Annotated in this window: 14 protein-coding genes; 5 read left to right on the forward strand and 9 right to left on the reverse strand. The window is 42.7% G+C overall.

The window, feature by feature from the left end:
* Position 1: 1 nt before the first annotated feature.
* The gene (locus tag KFV11_RS03680) at positions 2 to 1,345 is read left to right on the forward strand and encodes a TrkH family potassium uptake protein (protein WP_149458164.1); all 1,344 of its coding nucleotides are present in this window, start codon (positions 2 to 4) and stop codon (positions 1,343 to 1,345) included.
* Positions 1,346 to 1,375: 30 nt separating this feature from the next.
* On the opposite strand, the gene KFV11_RS03685 is transcribed toward KFV11_RS03680, so the two are convergent.
* Positions 1,376 to 2,842, reverse strand: coding sequence for an ATP-binding protein (locus KFV11_RS03685; RefSeq protein WP_149458165.1), 1,467 nt, complete (start codon positions 2,840 to 2,842; stop codon positions 1,376 to 1,378).
* 65 nt (positions 2,843 to 2,907) lie between these two features.
* Here KFV11_RS03685 and KFV11_RS03690 point away from each other — a divergent pair, with 65 nt between their 5' ends.
* Complete coding sequence (locus KFV11_RS03690) at positions 2,908 to 4,377, forward strand: bifunctional metallophosphatase/5'-nucleotidase (protein WP_254250376.1); 1,470 nt, start codon at positions 2,908 to 2,910, stop codon at positions 4,375 to 4,377.
* Between the two features lie 33 nt (positions 4,378 to 4,410).
* Here the strand turns inward: KFV11_RS03690 and KFV11_RS03695 are convergent, their stop codons facing one another.
* The 3 genes from KFV11_RS03695 to KFV11_RS03705 are packed head-to-tail and all read right to left on the reverse strand — an operon-like array spanning position 4,411 to position 5,724.
* Positions 4,411 to 5,010, reverse strand: coding sequence for a CPBP family glutamic-type intramembrane protease (locus tag KFV11_RS03695; RefSeq protein ID WP_149458167.1), 600 nt, complete (start codon positions 5,008 to 5,010; stop codon positions 4,411 to 4,413).
* A gap of 1 nt (position 5,011) precedes the next feature.
* Positions 5,012 to 5,194, reverse strand: a complete 183-nt coding sequence (locus tag KFV11_RS03700; RefSeq protein WP_149458168.1) for a YkvS family protein — start codon at positions 5,192 to 5,194, stop codon at positions 5,012 to 5,014.
* Between the two features lie 41 nt (positions 5,195 to 5,235).
* Complete coding sequence (locus KFV11_RS03705) at positions 5,236 to 5,724, reverse strand: sigma factor (protein ID WP_254250377.1); 489 nt, start codon at positions 5,722 to 5,724, stop codon at positions 5,236 to 5,238.
* Positions 5,725 to 5,966: 242 nt separating this feature from the next.
* Between KFV11_RS03705 and KFV11_RS03710 the strand changes: the two genes are divergently transcribed.
* On the forward strand, positions 5,967 to 6,392 hold the full coding sequence (locus KFV11_RS03710; protein WP_149458170.1) for a competence protein ComK: 426 nt from the start codon (positions 5,967 to 5,969) through the stop codon (positions 6,390 to 6,392).
* Positions 6,393 to 6,427: 35 nt separating this feature from the next.
* Here KFV11_RS03710 and KFV11_RS03715 read toward each other — a convergent pair whose 3' ends face one another.
* Together KFV11_RS03715 and KFV11_RS03720 are read right to left on the reverse strand one after the other, a co-directional pair.
* The gene (locus tag KFV11_RS03715) at positions 6,428 to 7,585 is read right to left on the reverse strand and encodes an aminotransferase class I/II-fold pyridoxal phosphate-dependent enzyme (RefSeq protein WP_254250378.1); all 1,158 of its coding nucleotides are present in this window, start codon (positions 7,583 to 7,585) and stop codon (positions 6,428 to 6,430) included.
* A 119-nt stretch (positions 7,586 to 7,704) separates the two neighbouring features.
* Positions 7,705 to 8,691, reverse strand: coding sequence for an acyltransferase family protein (locus tag KFV11_RS03720; RefSeq protein ID WP_149458172.1), 987 nt, complete (start codon positions 8,689 to 8,691; stop codon positions 7,705 to 7,707).
* A 188-nt stretch (positions 8,692 to 8,879) separates the two neighbouring features.
* Between KFV11_RS03720 and KFV11_RS03725 the strand changes: the two genes are divergently transcribed.
* Entirely contained in the window at positions 8,880 to 9,326 is a 447-nt protein-coding gene (locus tag KFV11_RS03725) for a MarR family winged helix-turn-helix transcriptional regulator (protein WP_149458173.1), read from the forward strand.
* A gap of 70 nt (positions 9,327 to 9,396) precedes the next feature.
* On the opposite strand, the gene KFV11_RS03730 is transcribed toward KFV11_RS03725, so the two are convergent.
* From KFV11_RS03730 to KFV11_RS03740, 3 genes are all read right to left on the reverse strand, one after another.
* A complete protein-coding gene (locus KFV11_RS03730) occupies positions 9,397 to 13,203 on the reverse strand; it encodes an N-acetylmuramoyl-L-alanine amidase (protein WP_254250379.1) in 3,807 nt (1,268 codons plus the stop codon).
* A 348-nt stretch (positions 13,204 to 13,551) separates the two neighbouring features.
* The gene (locus KFV11_RS03735) at positions 13,552 to 14,025 is read right to left on the reverse strand and encodes a DUF2538 family protein (RefSeq protein ID WP_254250380.1); all 474 of its coding nucleotides are present in this window, start codon (positions 14,023 to 14,025) and stop codon (positions 13,552 to 13,554) included.
* Positions 14,026 to 14,051: 26 nt separating this feature from the next.
* On the reverse strand, positions 14,052 to 15,140 hold the full coding sequence (locus KFV11_RS03740; protein WP_254250381.1) for an LCP family protein: 1,089 nt from the start codon (positions 15,138 to 15,140) through the stop codon (positions 14,052 to 14,054).
* Positions 15,141 to 15,567: 427 nt separating this feature from the next.
* Here KFV11_RS03740 and KFV11_RS03745 point away from each other — a divergent pair, with 427 nt between their 5' ends.
* Positions 15,568 to 16,821, forward strand: a complete 1,254-nt coding sequence (locus tag KFV11_RS03745; RefSeq protein WP_149458177.1) for a nucleotide sugar dehydrogenase — start codon at positions 15,568 to 15,570, stop codon at positions 16,819 to 16,821.
* The last annotated feature ends 35 nt before the right edge of the window (positions 16,822 to 16,856 follow it).

Raw genomic sequence — 16,856 nt, forward strand, 5'->3', positions numbered from 1 at the left:
CATGCAAAAACTATTTGAACGGCTGACACCTCAACAAGGTATCGTCCTCTATTATATTGCTGCCATACTTATTTCATTTTTGCTTCTCAGATTGCCATATGTCCATAGACATGGTGTACACATCTCATATATAGATAGTTTATTTGTAGCGGTCTCAGGAATCAGTGTGACAGGGCTGACACCGGTGTCCATTATCGATACTTATTCAATATTCGGGCAGCTGCTGATTCTCTTCATTCTAAATCTCGGGGGCATCGGTGTAATGGCTATGGGCACTTTGCTGTGGGTAGTGCTCGGTAAAAGAATCGGTATACGTGAACGTCAACTGATTATGGTCGACAATAACCGGGATAAAATGTCCGGGACGGTGTCATTGATCAGAGAAATAGTGAAGACGATGCTGATGATTGAGCTTGCAGGGGCACTGCTTTTAGCGTTTTACTTCTACAAAGATTTTCATTCAGTCAGCCAGTCGCTCTATCACGGCCTGTTCGCAAGCGTCTCTGCTACGACGAACGGAGGACTTGATATAACGGGTGAATCATTAAATCCATATGCGGACGATTATTTTGTCCAGGCGGTCATTATGGTGCTGATCATACTCGGGGCCATCGGCTTTCCGGTGATCATTGAAGTGAAGACTTATTTAACGAATAAAGTGCCGAACTTCAGATTTAGTCTGTTCGCCAAACTGACGGTGACGACGTATTTATCACTCCTGGCAGCCGGTTTTGCAGTTATTTATTTGCTGGAGTTCAATCATGCCTTTGAAGGAGAGACGTGGCATAAAGGGCTTTTTTACGCTCTGTTTCAATCCGCCACGACGCGTAGTGCGGGATTGACTACTATTGATTTAAGCCGCTTTTCTGAAGCCACCCAGTTCTTTATGGGAGGACTGATGTTTGTCGGCTCTTCACCGAGTTCTGTCGGCGGCGGCATCAGAACGACGACGCTTGCTATTCTAGTGCTCTTTCTGGTGAACTTCAGCAACGGCCGGACGACGATCAAAGTATTCAACAAGGAGATTCATCCGCTTGATATTCAGCGGTCGTTTGCTGTTATGATTCTTGCCTGTCTTATCTGCTTTACAGCTCTGATGCTGATACTTAGCTTTGAGAAGCATCATATCGGACTGTTGTCCATCTTCTTTGAAGTGATGAGTGCGTTCGGGACGTGCGGACTGTCGATGGGTATTACCGACGATTTATCATCACCATCAAAACTTGTCATTATATCACTCATGTTCGTTGGCCGGGTCGGGCTGATCTCATTCATCATCATGCTGGGCGGCAAAGCAGAGCCGGATAAATTCAATTACCCGAAAGAACGGGTGATGATCGGTTAAAAAAGACTGATACGACGCATGGCTGTCGTATCAGTCTTTTTTGTTGGGCAGCTGGATGATGAACGTTGTTCCTATATGGACTTCGCTTTCTACGGAAATCGTGCCGCCGTTTGTCTCGATGATGTTTTTTGTCACCGGCAGGCCGAGACCTGTGCCGTTCGCCTTTGTAGTGAAGAAAGTATCAAATAACTGGTTGATGGTCTGTTTAGTCATTCCTTCACCGTTATCCCGTACAGACAGAAATATATGCTCCTGCTGGCTGACTTTCACTTCGATGATGCCCTGACGGTCAGGGGGTATCGCTTCTCGCGCATTCTGGATGAGATTGATCAGAATCTGCTTCAGCTGGTCACTTGAAATGGTTGTATAGAGCGGCTGTTCAGGATAGCTGCTGATAAGCCTGATGTTGTAATGCTCAAGCTCGTACTTCAAGAATATAAGGATGTCCTTGACGACTGTCGTGATTTCAACGGGTTCACCGATGATAGAAGTCGGACGGCCGAGCAGCAGAAACTGACTGACGATTTCATTGATACGGTCAAGTTCACTTTTAACAATGGAGAAATGGGGGTTGGACCGTTCTTTATCATAGCTCAGTTCAAGCAGTTCGACGAATCCTTTGACAGCGGTCAAAGGATTTTTGATTTCATGAGCTGTATTGGCTGCAAGCATGCCGATCAGCTCTTTTTTCTGGACATTGATTTCCTCAATCAGCCGCAGTCGTTCCTTTTGAATCTCCCGGTGGTGCATGAATAACTGCAGCATAGCGGTCACAAGGCTGATGATAAATGCGATGGGCACTATTCGTTTCAGCGTCGTCCAATAAATATTTTCATTGGATGTGATGGTCAGTTTCCACTGCATGTTCTGGAAGGAGACTGTTCTTGAAATGCCCGATTTTACTGGATTCTTTGACTCAAAAATAACTTTATTGTGAAAATCTGTTATAGTAATGGTACTTTTCGACTGGATGGCATCAATAACCGAAATCAGGCCGTTGATATCGACTTCAATCACGACCAGCACTTTACTGGATTCATTCGGTATGAACTTCGAAATATAGATGACATCAATGCCGTTTCTATCTTGTTCACGGCCGCTGACAGCAACATTATTCAAATTCATATTACTGTTAAAGAACGCGTAGCTTTTCAATGTCTTGCCTATCATCTGGGAACTGGAAGAATTGACCACTTTGCTCTCTTTGTTCAGCACATAGACCGTCTTATATCTTGGTTCTTGTCTCTTGATGGAATCGATGGCGCTGTTGATTTCATCCTCATCACGGCTGAGTGAGACGACAGTCGCCAAATTCGCTACCGTCGCGTAGGCATCATTGATGAATGTTTCGATATGCTGCTGATGCATGGCGATGTTACGGTCAATTTTAATAAGATCCTGACCTTTATAGTAATGGAATAGGGCATAAAAGATGGCGGATGATAGGATAAGCGTGATGAGCAGATTGAGAATTAGATGCTTTTTCAGCTGTTTCATTAAACTAGTCAACCTCCGGCTCGCTCATTTGTTATAATTAAAAAAAACGTGGATAGGTGATACTGATGACTCAAGGATTAATCGATATTCATATTATAGCAACAAATGATATTCATGGGGCGCTCTTTCCGTCAGAAAATGATGCAGGAATCATGAAAGCAGCGACTTATGTCAAAATGGTCCGCCGCGCATCAGAGCATCTGCTCCTTATTGATAACGGCAACGCCCTGAGCGGATCTGTCAGCACATATTTTTTCTCACACTCAAAAAATAATTTCCGTAATCCGATAATCACTTTGATGAATAAGATGAACTATGACGCGAGCGGCATCAGTCCTAATGAGTTCCGCTACGGGCTCTCATACTTCAATAAAGCACAGGCGATGGCTGACTTTCCTTTTCTGTCCGCCAATATTCTGCACTCCCGCACGAAAGAGCCTTATTTTAACTCGCCTTATATCATTAAGACGTTTAATGGTATGAAAATCGGCATTATCGGTATTACTTCAAGAGGATTGATGGCGAAGGAGACGGTAGAGAGGGTGGGCGAATTTGCAGTGGAGGAAACAGTAAGAGCTGCCAAGCGATGGATCCGGCATATGCATGACAAGGAAAGTCCTGACTTTGTCATAGCCCTGTATCACGGCGGCCTGAATGAACTGGTCCGTAACACCGACTATAAAGAGTTGACAAGTAATGAGGCGGAGGCCATTATTCAGGCAAGTGAAGGTATAGATGTCATGATTACCGGCCATCAGAAGAAGACGCTGAATAAAATGATTGATGATACATTATTTATACAGGCGGGCAGCAATATGAGTCACCTCTGCCATATTCAGCTGCAGTTCAAAGGGCGGACAAATACATTCGAACTGGTGAACAGTCAGTCTGAGTTGATTGACATGACCGCCTATCAGGAAGATGAGCAGCTGAAAGACGAAGTCTACTTTGAGGAGAAGGAATTCAGACAGTGGCTGAAAAGTAAAGCGGGGGTCGTCAACGACGATTTCCGGCTTGAGCATTACGAGGACTTTCTAGCACCGCATCCGTTCAAAACATTGCTGCATGATCTCTTGAAGAATTGTACAGCAGAAATCACATGCTGCCATATTCCACATATGAAGGCACAGGGACTGAGCGGCATGGTCACGCAGCACGACCTCTACAATTCGTATATCAGTATCGATCATCCGGTTCAGCTGCTGCTGACCGGCAAGCAGATTCACAGAATCATGGAGCGGAGTGCAGCCGCGCTGTATGAAGAGAATGGCATACACATCCGGCAGGAAATGCTGGATCCGACGGTCATCACAGACTGGCGGGGATTTGATTATTCACTTGACCTTGACCAGCCCATCGGCCGGCGGGTAAAGATGACACTGGAACCGGCGGCGGAATATATCATCGGGACGACAGATTATATATACCGTCAGTACAGTGATTTAATAGCGGATGGCCAGCTGCTTAAAGTTCATGACCGACATATGATAGAACTGCTGGAAGAACGACTGAAGTCAACGCTTTATCTGGCATAAACTAAGCTGCGCCCGATTACGGACGCAGCTCTTTTAGCGGGCATAGATTATGATGAGAAGAACGATAGCAAGTATTTGACCGATCATCGGTGTAATCAGGCGCTTCGTATAGGCATAGCTTACTGCTAAAAGAAGCTGGACTACAAAAATAAACAGGACGAGCTGACTATCCAGTGTCCAGACAAACAGCAGTGCTGAGGCAGCGCTTGTCACGATTACCGAAAGCCACGGGCTTGTGACTTCCATCAAGCGCTGTTCAAGCATGCTTCTCATGTACAGTTCATGAAGCGGGACAGTGACAATTAACGAAATAATCAGCTGCCACTTGTAATAGACACCGATAGATACAAGTGTCTTTAACAGATGGAAGTAATGCACATCTGTAGTCATTGCTGAAGCGGCCATATAAACAAGTAGAATGGCGATGCTTGCTGTAATTCCGGCTGCGATAGAAATAAGAATACGCTTTGACCGGATGCTGCGCTCATAAAAGACATAGCTGATAGAAGAGAACAGCATGATACCTGTCATGATGTGCCAGAATACTTGTTCTTCGTTACGCATCACTATAAGGATAATCTGAAAAACAATATAAGTGACAATAAACCATAGCAGCGGCTTTCTGATTGCCATGCTACGCCTCGTCAACGATAGTATAACGCTTATGGTTAATCACAGTTTTCTCCTGCAGATCCAGCTGTTCGAAATTTTCCATAATTGTTAAATCAACAATAACAGAGTTTTCATTGACTTTTTCCACTTTTCCGCGTAAGCCGTCATGAAACTCAACAATATTTCCTACTTTAGCGATTGTCATCATTATCCTCCTAAAAACGTGCTATTTGACATTATACTAAATTACTGCACAGATTTAAATGTAAAATTGTCGTTTAACCGTAATTTTTCTCGGGCACATTTACGCCAGCGCTTGACAGCTGATGGACTGCGGTCAGACATTCCTGCGATTTCCTCGATGGTATAGCCGAGAAGCGCATACTTCAGCCAGAGCAGCTCATTATCAGTCAGGCTGACAGCCAGCTCCTCAATCAAAAAAGCTACAGGTTCCTCAGTACAATCTAATAGAGGGATGAGCACTTCATCAGTGACCGGATGATAGCGCTCCTTGTACTTTATTCGTTTTCTTAGTTCATCGATAATAGAAAATTTCAGCTTCATATAGACAAACTGATCCTGATGAGCTGTACGCGTCGGATCAAAGCTTTCATGAATCTCCCATAACTTGATTAATGCCAGCTGGTAATATTCATCAAAGTCATAGGTAATATGATACTGGTGCAGCAGGTGATAAATCATTCGGTCATAGCGGGTTTTCCATTCCTCGAACATCATAACTCTTTTCTGCCTATGCACATAAACGATTGATTTCCGGATGACTACAGTGTAATGGCGTAAACTGTTAAATGAAAATTAACAAATTTAAATAATTTTAATATGTATTAAAAATAACCCTGTATTTTATTAATTTTTCCGCTGTTTGAGCTTGTTAATCAAGTTTCAGCTATATAATTTAGTTAATAATCAAGAGAGGAGGAAACGCTATCGACACCATCAATCATGAAGTAGTTTTTGTGAAGCGGGATTTAAGCAGCGGTGGGCAGTCAGAAATCATGCTGCGCAACGGCCGGATCCTTAAAGTGGACCGGGAACCCGAACAATTATTGAACGAGACGTTAATCTATCTTGGAAGTAATTTAAAAGCGAGACGCTCAGCGGCTAAACACGTCCATCAGATCAAGCAGTTTATTCCGATAGTCATTGATTCAGAGACAGGCATCACATTTTTTCCGCTGCATCGGCAGACCGACTACTGCCGTTATTATATCAACAGCTTTTATTATTTGAACTATGCAGATCAGCAGATTACCTTTACCAATCAGACATGCTTGAAGATAGCACTGTCGGAAGCCTTTGTGAGAAGGCAGTATGAGAAGTCGCTGACCATGATGGACAGCCAGAAGAAAATAAGAGAGCAAAAAATAAAGTATGACTATTAACAGATGAGTCATCCAGTAATAGTCATACTTGAAGTTCAGCGGGTTAAATCGTTGACCATCGCTTCCAGTCTATTCAAACCTTCAGCTAAGACGTCCTGGTGATAAGCATAGCTCAGTCTGACATAACCTTCCCCGGCTGCTGTGAAAGTGGAGCCGGGGACAATGACAACACCGTACTGTTCAAGCGCCCTGTTAGCAAAATCAAATGACGTCATGGCGAAAGGCTGGATATCAATAAACAAATAAAATGCACCGTCAGGCTGAATGCAGCGCATATTCATGGCTGAAAGCCGTTCCATACAGTAATTTCTTCTGGCGATGTAAGCTTCATTCATCACAGCGGCTGCATCTCTAGCCGTAGTGACAGCAGCGATAGCCGCGTGCTGGGCAGGAACATTAGCGCATATGCAGTTATAGGCATGAACAATCGTGATATGCGCCATCAGTTCCGCCGGGCCCATACAAAAGCCGATTCTGAAGCCGGTCATGGCATGAGATTTACTGAGTCCATTAATCAGCAGCAGCTTCTCCTGAAGTTCCGGAAAACTGCCGAATGACACATGGGGTTGTCCGAATGTATTTTCACTGTATATTTCGTCGCTGATTGTATAAAAGTTCTGCTGCGCCAAATAATGAGCAAGCGCAGCTGTGTCATCGGCTGACAATATAGCGCCGGTCGGATTGTTAGGGTAATTCAGTATGATGGCTTTCGTCTTGTCTGTCACGACAGCTTCAATCATTTCCGGCGTCACTTTGCACTGATTGACTGTAGTATCTATCAATACGACGGTCGCGCCCATGTTTTCAATGACAGGGATATAGCCCGCGTAGATGGGGCCGGGAAGTATGACTTCATCCCCTGGTTCAAGCAGCGTTCTAAAGACTGTGTCAATCGCTTCAGAGGCGCCGTTTGTAATCAATATACAGTCACTCTCGTAACAGGCATTATATTTATCGGCCATAAACTGACTCACGGCACGACGCAGTTCCGGCAGTCCCTGATTATGGGAATAAGTCGTATAGTTGTCGTTGACAGCATCGATAAACGCCTGCTTGACAATAGCCGGCGTATGAAAGTCCGGCTGTCCGACCGTTAAATTGACGGCTTCAGGGAATTCTGAGATTCGGTTGGAGAACTTGCGTATTCCGGGCACTTCTAATTTTTCAGCATAGCGATTTAAAGTTAACGACATAGAATCATCCTTTATGTTTTATTGTTCATTATAACGTATTCAATGAATGATAAAAATGAGTGGGCAGGATAAATAAGAGTGAAGATGAAACAGGAATCAATACACAGAAAAAACAGCTGTCAGTCAAGAGGATTTTTAACTTCGACGACGGGGGCCGTCACTTTCCTGGTCATATTGTGGCTGAAGAGATAGACGATAAGTGTCGATAACACAAAAAGAGCGACTATGATCAACAGCATATTGCCTTCAAACACTTTATCCCACTTATAGACCCGGAACAGTCCGATAAAGAGGCCGTGCAGCAAATAGATGAACATCGTTCTTGAACCGATATAAGTGAGCGGAAGTTCCCGCTTTGGCACGACGTTTAAAAAGCTGAATGTACTCAGGACGATAATACCGTATATCAGCCCGCGCTTGACACCACTGTAGGCATCGACATGTTCGAGTGAACTGTATGGTTTACTGCCGAACAGCCATTCAAAGTTGAAATCAGTCATCATATAGAAGACAAAGATCAGTGTAAGAGCAAGGATGGATAAGGGAAGGTACTTCTTATTCTTTATATAGCTGAAATGTTCCGGTGTTGCATAATAGCCCAGTAGAAACAACGGGAAGAATACAAAGGTCCGCGACAGGCTTAGTGTATTATTGATGAAATCAAAATAACCGACTAATATTCCGGTGAGAAAAGCGAGTACGACGACATAGTACACATTGAAGTCTTTGACTAAGTACAGCAGGATATGCCATGAGAATAAGCTGAGCAGAAACCACATCGCCCACTGTGGATCGAAAGGGTTCAAGTCAATGGTCTTTACGTCATCAATAAAATAATAGTAACATGCGTAAAAAGTCTGGAATATTAAATAAGGGATGATGAGTTTTTTTACCAGCTTCAGCAGATAGCCGGGCCTGCTGATTCCTTTGGCAAAGTAGCCGGAAATAAGCACAAAAGCCGGCATATGAAAACTATATATAAACATATAAAGCGCCTGCAGAAAGTGATTTTCTGTCACAAATGACCGAAGAAGGTGGCCGAAAACGACAAGAACGATTAACAGAAACCGCGCATTATCGAAATAATGATCGCGTGTTTTAGCCATAAAAACGCCTACTTTCTTAAAACTTAAAGTCTTGAATTTATTACCCTGTTTAAAGGGGGGTATGCATAAGACGACTGAAAGAATAGATTATATATAGTTTGCAATACTTCTTCAAAATTTAATAAGTAGTTGATAAACTAATACGAGTGCATTATAATTCATGGTAACAGTGATGAAGGAGAAATAGCATGGATGATACTCGTTTAAAAAGGTTTGGGCAATTGATTTACTTCATGAATTCTAAAATAGACGAAATCACATCGACGGAATTGACAGATGTCAATCTTACTAGAGAACAGCTTTATATGCTGGAATTAATCGCCGGTGAAGAAAATATGACGCAGAAAAAACTGATCTATCGATTGAACAAAGAACAGACAGCTGTGTCTCGGGCGATTAAAAAATTAGTTGATAATGGTTATGTTTATAAAGAGCAGAGTATATATGATTTACGTTCCACTGTTCTGAAAGTGACTGATAACGGAAAAAAAGTACTGGAGAAAGCAGAAGTTATAAAAGGCAGAGTTGTCCAGAACTTTATGAAGGAATTAGGCACAGAAGAGTCTCAAGAATTGATTATGTTACTAGAAAAAGTGTACAACTCTTTTTCTATCCGTGACCCATTCAGATATTAATGACCGCTTTGTTCAATTAAAAACCCCCGGCAGTCCGCTTTAACAGCGGACTGCCGGGGGTTTTCAATGATTACTGGTCATAGCGATAAACGAAGAACTTCAAGCCTTCAAGTCCAATCTGTTGGTAGAAATCAGCAATACGTGCAGCGTTCTTGGAAGCCCATGCAATATCCGTTGCATATTGATGTGTCGCCGTATTTTTAGGGTTCCAGCGCATTTGATGCAGTGTAAACTGCTGGTTTTTGAAATAGCTGTCCGCTACGTACTTAGCACCGCCTATAATGGCTTTTGCAGGTGTGTCCCAGCCGTTTTCATAAGCATACTTAGTGCCGTTGTATACATTGCTGTCGGTTGCTTTAGTGCCGTACATGTTATAGTACTTTTTTGATGCGGTCTTACTGACTTGCCCGGTTTTGCTGTTATAACCTAGTCCGCGGCTTAATTCACTTGTACCGTTGCCTGTTTCAAGTAAGGCATGACTGATTAAATAAATCTCGTTAATATTTAACAGTTTTGAAGCTTCAGCAAATGTTTGTCCCTGGCCTGCAAGAATGCCTTTTCCGACAAGCAGTTTATTAAGAGTAGAACCTGAAATACCTTGAGAGACATTCAAATTAAGGAACTGATATTTCTGTGCCGGATTGTTCATAGCGGAAGAAGTATTTAAGTAATTGCGGACTTCCTGACTTGTAGCGGCACGTGCCATGGATTTGCCGGTCTTATCTGTGTAGATGACTTTTGGAGCTGCTGTAGCTGCCAGATTCATCTGTTTTTTAACAGCAGTTGATAAGGATTCTGGTGCCTTAGCGATAGTGACCAGCTGCTTTGCTAAATATTTTCCTTCGATCCAGCCGACTGTGTTCGTTTTAGTGAATACTCCTTTGTACCAGAGTGATGTGCCCACTTTCTCTGTTTTCACGACATTAAAAATCTTGCTTGTCTGTTTTGACAATGGAGCAATACGCTGCGTAGTGCTGCCGCCTGGAATAGAGAAGAGATAGGATTGAACATTTGTAATGACATACGGTGCTTTTTCCCAGCTGACTGTCTGATGAGCAAATTGTGTGATTTGCTTATCGTTGATCCAGCCGACTGTTTTGTTGGCGGCATCGACAATCTGGAAGTACTTTTCTGAGCCCTTAAGTGCTTCTTTACTGATGTAGTACTGTTTATCTGCTAATTTCGCGGCTGCTTTCTTGTAGATAAGGTTGTCGGTATAGTAGACAGCGCCATTCGCTGTGCGGCCGATCATATCAATCGCTTTGACGTTGGTTGGTTGAGGCGTCAAGTATTTCCCTGGAATCCAGCCGACTGTGTTTGTATTAGCGAACACCCCTTTGTACCAGAGTGATGTGCCCACTTTCTCTGTTTTCACGACATTGAAGACTTTGCCCGACAGGTTAGCCAGTGGTGCGACGCGCTGTGTATTACTGCCGTCAGGAATGGAGAGGACATATGACTTAGTGTCTGTCACTGCGTAAGGTGCTTTTTTCCAGTCAATCACCTGGTGTGTTGTCTGGGTGATATCCTTGTCGCTGACCCAGCCGACTGTTTTGTTGGCGGCATCGACAATCTGGAAGTACTTTTCTGTGCCCTTGAGTGCTTCTTTATTGATGTAATACTGTGTAGCAGCAAGATTTACTGCTGCCTTTTTAGAAATATTGCTGTCCGTATAATAAGCGGCACCGTTCGCTGTGCGGCCGATCATATCAATCGCTTTGACGTTGGTTGGAGCAGGAACCTGGAGCGTTAAATGACTGCCGCTGATCCAGCCGGATATGTTGTTGACTGTACCGAAATAGTAAGGCGTGCTGTTGATGATCACTTTCTTGCTTGGCGCAAACACTTGATTGACTGCAGTCTTTAAATCGCTGAGTTTTTGTGTGTCTGTTCCCCACGGCGTTGAATAAATGCCGCTGACAAGAGAGTTGATAGTATATTTAGTGCTGACCTGCTGTTCAGTGCTTCTAGTAGCCTGTGTCAGGTCTTTCGATTCAATCCAGCCACGTGGATTGCCTTTATCATCCTGAATTAAATAATACGTGTCACCGTTCAGTTCTGCCTTTTTGTTGACGAAATAAGAAGAACTATACTTCGCACCCGCTGGAGTGCTCACTGTATCTGTCACACTCGCATAAATAGGTGTCGCTGCCGAGTTGATACGGGCCATTTTAGAAACAGCTGTTGTTGTCACTTTTCCAGTTTTCACAGGAGCAGGTGACGTGACAGGAGGTGTAGGGGGAGTCGGAAGCACATTATTTGTTTTATAGTTATATTTTTCTGTGACAAGCTGCACAAGTTCATCAAATGTATAACCGTTCTCCGCAAACCAGCCGTATGGGTCCCCGTGGTCAGTTCCACCGAGATAATTGGATACCGCTTTATGGGACCAAAGCGTACCGGTACCGTCATATTCGGCGCTGTCTACCGGTAGATTGTAGTACAGCAGGTTAGTCGCAATATAATCCGCGTAGTTATTGATCGCTTTACTGAACCGGTCTTTGCCCTGCACGCGGACGAGTTCTACCTGGATAAAGCGCGGGTTCGCATACTGACCGCTGCCCCAAGCGAGATAATCAGTCGGTGCTGTTTCTATGATATTATTGTCATCAACGAAAGCATGGACAAAGGCGTTTTCAAAGTTATTTTTCATATAAGCAATTTCGCCCCAGATGGTCGAGGTGTTATTGGCAGTTTCGTGGGCGACGACGCCTTCTGGAGCCCCCACACCATTACGGTAAGCAATGAGCGGGAAGTCGCTTGAAAAGTCCTGCTGATAGACAGGGACGTTATAATTCATGTATTTAATGTAGTCATTCACTGACATACTGCTAGCCGTTTTTTGAAGTGTCGTTTTCGGTGCGGCAATCGCAGAGCCTGATTGGTGAGAAAAAGTTCTGACAGCATTTCCTGCTGTTATTGCAGTAGAACTTTTTTGAACAGCAGTCGGCTGGACAGTCGTTGTGACCGTCGAAGAAGTGCCTGCAGTTGTTGATGGGACAGCAGCTGTTTTAGTTGAAGCTGCCGTCGATTTAGTAGCCGCAGTTTTAAGCGTTGAAGTTACAGGTATTTCAGCCGTTTTAGGAGTAGTGGCTTGCATCACAGGGTCTTGCGTCACAGTTTTAGCTGCTGTAGAGACAGTTGTTGCCGGTGCTTGGGTTTCAGTTGCCGGTATTGCCGTCGCTTTAGGAGCAGGGTCTTGCGCCGCAGTTTTAGGTGCTGTAGAGACAGCAGGTGCCGGTGCTTGGATTTCAGTTGCCGGTATTGCAGCCGCTTTAGGAGCAGGGTCTTGCGCCGCAGTTTTAGCTGCTGTAGAGACAGCAGGTGCCGGTGCTTGGATTTCAGTTGCCGGTATTGCCGCCGTTTTAGGAGCAGGGTCTTGCGTCACAGTTTTAGCTGCTGTAGAGACAGCAGTTGCCGGTGCTTGGATTTCAGTTGCCGGTATTGCCGTCGCTTTAGGAGCAGTGGCTTGCGCTGCAGTTTTAGGTGCTGTAGAGACAGCAGTTGCCGGTGCTTGAATTTCAGTTGCCGGTATTACAGCCGCTTTAGGAGCAGTGGCTTGCGTCACAGGCGCTTGTGTTGCCGGTGTTGCTGCCGTTGTAGTTTTAAGTGCTGTAAGGACAGCTGCAGGTGTCTGGGTGTCTGGTGGTGTCGATACTGCACTGCTGCTTTGTTCAGGGAGCGAAGTCGTCACGTTATTGTAATCAGATGCATTGATGGTTTTCACTACATTAGAAGGTGTGGATACTGTATTGTTTCCTCCTTGTGGTGTAGCAGTGATCTCCTGCGGTAAAACATTAACAGCTGAGTCATTGTTTTCTGCAGCAGTGCTATTCTCCGCAGCATGTGCTGCTGTAGAATGTGCTGCGAACATCATTAATAAAAGGGCTGGTGCCTTAAAGTAAAATTTGTTATCCATAATGCATCCTTTCGTCATTTGATTTCAATTACTAGCAATATTATAAATTTTTTGAGAATTGATGTATATAGTGCTACAAAACTGTAATATTATTTTAACAAACTAAAATTTCCATTTTAACTATAGATTTTTCAGCAGTTATTTATCTACTTATAGTATCGAAAACTCCATAATAAAAAGACAGTATCAATAGGATACTGTCCTTTTATTTATTGGTTTTGTCAATTACCGGCAAACATCTAAATCAATATATTATTTTTACTGTATAATATTAAACCACTTAATTGTCTAATATTCGTATATCACTTAAAGCGCATTTCGACGAATAATCGCTGTATACTGCCAGAATAATTTCATTTGGGTGATATTCCAGTTAGTCATGCCGAGTGAGTAGCCGGAAGGTTCAAATATTTTAATGTCTGATACTTCTAGAATCGCTGCAATTAAGTATTGATAATAAACATTCAGTGATTTGAAGGTTTCACTTAAGTGACCGTTCTCAAAGACAAAATCAAGGGGTACTTCATATTCAAAAATATTCAGTACGTTAAATATTTCTGGGATGGCGAGTATATAGCATGCACCGTCAATAAGGGGATTATCATCTGACTGATGGTAATACAGTCTTAAAGACTCATAGTTCTGATGGTGATATTCATCCAGATAGAAAAATCTTGAGCGGAAATATTCCAAGTCTCCGGCATGAATAATCTGATGTTCCAGCCGATCAAATATTTGATTGATCTGTTCGTATTTTTCATAAGTTTTACGCTGACTCATTATGTCACTCCTTTCCTCATATATGGTCAGGTTTGAGTGGATTCTGTTGACACGCTGTCTTCTGCAGGCTTGCTGTTAAATTCTTTGTTGATTGCATCAACATCAATTTTTTCAAGCGGTATGAGACTGCCATATAATGATATCACTTTGTAGTCGAGAAGGTATTCTTGTCTGCCTTTAGCAAGGCCCAGATCTTTTCTTATAAGGTTTGATATCCGGTAGACATCTGTAAATTCAGGATTATAGTAATAGACGCCGTTATACATATCATCTGTTCCTTTTAACTGAGTCTGTTTAAACGTGACATCGTTTGATGAATACAGCGAAGCAAGCGATGTGATATTGGTGAATGTCAAATTATGCTTGGCGTTGTCGCCGACAATGTTGATGAGTTCATCTAGTTTGGACAAAGAATCTGTTCTTTCCGCTTTTTTGATAATCGCTTCAATCATCTGCATTTGACGCTTACCGCGGCCTAAGTCTGTATCGATATGTCTACTCCGGGCAAGGGCAAGTGCCTGATCACCGTTCAATAACTGATGTCCTTGTTTGACTTTTATTCTTCCATGGTCATTTTTAGTAGGTTCATCGATATCAAATGGAACATCGAACTCAATACCATCCAGCTCATCCACGATATCGACAAAAGCCTGCATGTTGACTCGGGCATAGTAGTCCACAGGCACATTGAACAGCTGCTCGACTGCATTCATCGATGATTTCGGCCCGCCTTCTGCATGGGCATGAGTGATTTTGTCATAGTAGCTGACTGCTGGAATATAGGACAAGGTATCACGCGGGATGCTGATCAGCCTGATCTGTTTGTCATCACGATTAAACGTCGCTAAAATCATGGCATCTGTTCTTGCTTTATCTGCCGACTGGCCATTTTTTCGTCTGCTTTCACTGTCATCTATTCCAAGGAAAAGGATTGACACATGGTTCATCGACGGGTCAACATCGTTCTTTCTTAAATCTGATTTATCAGTATTCTTTGCATACGAACCGTTAATGGCGTCTTTAGTTGTCCAGTATAAATAACCGGCATATGCGGCTGGTACTACAATTAAACTCAGACTTAACAAAATCAGTAGCGCTTTAAAATATTTGTTCATCGTCTCGTCACCTTATCTGATCGTATTTGTATTTAAATCATACTATTATATTGCATTATTATAATCATAACAAGATTTTTCATTGGCGGCATCATTTAACATAAGGTTTCAGCTAATAATGAAGAGGCCCCTTCTGTCGGGAGGAAAAGCATTGTAAATGACAAACGATTCCTGTAAATTAGAAAGTAAGTATGTATTTTGCCGATCTATAGTGAGCAGCTGCTGGAATATCAGCTGACTGGTAATACAGCTGTTATTCTATCAGGGCAAAGCGATAGGTTGCAATTTATACATAATCCTATAATATAGTGTAAGCAGATAATTTATTATTAAATGTATATTAAATCATAGTAAATTCTAACGACATATGATTAAATTAATTTATTCTATAAGTTAGTACTTAATTAAAGTTAAAGGCGGGATTTTTTTGAAATTAACAACAATTGGCCTCGGTTATATTGGGTTACCAACATCTATTATGTTTGCGAAGCATGGTGTGGATGTTGTCGGTGTCGACATCAATCAGAAAGCTGTTGATTCACTAAACAGCGGTACGATTCATATTGAAGAACCAGGTCTGCAGGAGGCATTTGAAGAAGTGCTTGCATGCGGCAGATTTAAGGCGACAACTAAACCGGAACCGGCTGACTGCTTCATTATCGCAGTACCGACACCGAACAATGCTGATCAGTTCAAATCATGTGATATTTCAATGGTGATGTCAGCAGTTGAATCCGTATTACCATTAGTGGAAAAAGGCAATGTTATCATTGTAGAATCAACAATTGCTCCTCGTACAATGGATGACTTCGTGAAACCACTAGTCGAATCCAAAGGCTTCACAATTGGTAAGGATGTTTTTCTCGTTCATTGTCCAGAGCGTGTCCTGCCGGGTCAGATTATGTACGAATTAATCCATAACAACCGTATCATCGGTGGTGTGACTAAAGAATGTATCGAAGCTGGTAAAAAAGTATACGGCACATTCGTCCAAGGTGAGATGATTGAAACAGATGCTAAGACGGCTGAGATGAGCAAATTAATGGAGAATACTTATCGTGACGTTAATATTGCTCTTGCGAATGAACTCGCTAAAATCTGTAATCACCTTGAAATCAATGCACTTGACGTCATCGAGATGGCAAACAAACATCCACGAGTAAACTTGCATCAGCCAGGTCCAGGTGTTGGTGGTCACTGTTTAGCAGTCGATCCTTACTTTATTATTGCGAAAGACCCGATTAATTCAGATATTATTCAGGTCGGCCGTAAGATCAATAACCAGATGCCGCATTACGTGGTCAATCAGACTAAAGAAATCCTGAAAGCAGTCGACGGCAATAAAGTCACTGTGTTCGGTCTGACTTACAAAGGTGATGTGGATGATATCCGCGAATCTCCGGCATTCGATATTTACCAGATGCTGAATGACGAACACTTTGAAGTAGTCGCATACGACCCGCACGTAAAACTTGATTTTGTTGAGAAAGACTTAAAGACCGCAGTCAAAGACAGCTCACTTGTCCTTGTGTTAAGCGACCATTCTGAGTTCAAAGCATTAACAGATGCTGACTTTGAAAGTATGAAAGACGCTATTATCTTTGATACAAAGAACATCGTAAAAACTCAGTTCGAAAATACACAGTACTATAACTTCGGTAATCTTTACGCATTTAAATAATTGTTATAAGAACTTGTACTTCATTTATATGAATT

The sequence above is a fragment of the Macrococcus equipercicus genome, from assembly GCF_024205945.1.
Lineage (GTDB): Bacteria > Bacillota > Bacilli > Staphylococcales > Staphylococcaceae > Macrococcus > Macrococcus equipercicus.

What these genes read in the sequence shown, in the direction of transcription:
- KFV11_RS03730 (WP_254250379.1), bottom strand. Translation starts at nt 13,203, where the DNA reads ATGATGTTCGCAGCACATTCTACAGCAGCACATGCTGCGGAGAATAGC.
- KFV11_RS03740 (WP_254250381.1), bottom strand. Translation starts at nt 15,140, where the DNA reads ATGAACAAATATTTTAAAGCGCTACTGATTTTGTTAAGTCTGAGTTTA.
- KFV11_RS03720 (WP_149458172.1), bottom strand. Translation starts at nt 8,691, where the DNA reads ATGGCTAAAACACGCGATCATTATTTCGATAATGCGCGGTTTCTGTTA.
- KFV11_RS03705 (WP_254250377.1), bottom strand. Translation starts at nt 5,724, where the DNA reads ATGTTCGAGGAATGGAAAACCCGCTATGACCGAATGATTTATCACCTG.
- KFV11_RS03700 (WP_149458168.1), bottom strand. Translation starts at nt 5,194, where the DNA reads ATGACAATCGCTAAAGTAGGAAATATTGTTGAGTTTCATGACGGCTTA.
- KFV11_RS03735 (WP_254250380.1), bottom strand. Translation starts at nt 14,025, where the DNA reads ATGAGTCAGCGTAAAACTTATGAAAAATACGAACAGATCAATCAAATA.
- KFV11_RS03695 (WP_149458167.1), bottom strand. Translation starts at nt 5,010, where the DNA reads ATGGCAATCAGAAAGCCGCTGCTATGGTTTATTGTCACTTATATTGTT.
- KFV11_RS03680 (WP_149458164.1), top strand. Translation starts at nt 2, where the DNA reads ATGCAAAAACTATTTGAACGGCTGACACCTCAACAAGGTATCGTCCTC.
- KFV11_RS03725 (WP_149458173.1), top strand. Translation starts at nt 8,880, where the DNA reads ATGGATGATACTCGTTTAAAAAGGTTTGGGCAATTGATTTACTTCATG.
- KFV11_RS03690 (WP_254250376.1), top strand. Translation starts at nt 2,908, where the DNA reads ATGACTCAAGGATTAATCGATATTCATATTATAGCAACAAATGATATT.
- KFV11_RS03685 (WP_149458165.1), bottom strand. Translation starts at nt 2,842, where the DNA reads ATGAAACAGCTGAAAAAGCATCTAATTCTCAATCTGCTCATCACGCTT.
- KFV11_RS03715 (WP_254250378.1), bottom strand. Translation starts at nt 7,585, where the DNA reads ATGTCGTTAACTTTAAATCGCTATGCTGAAAAATTAGAAGTGCCCGGA.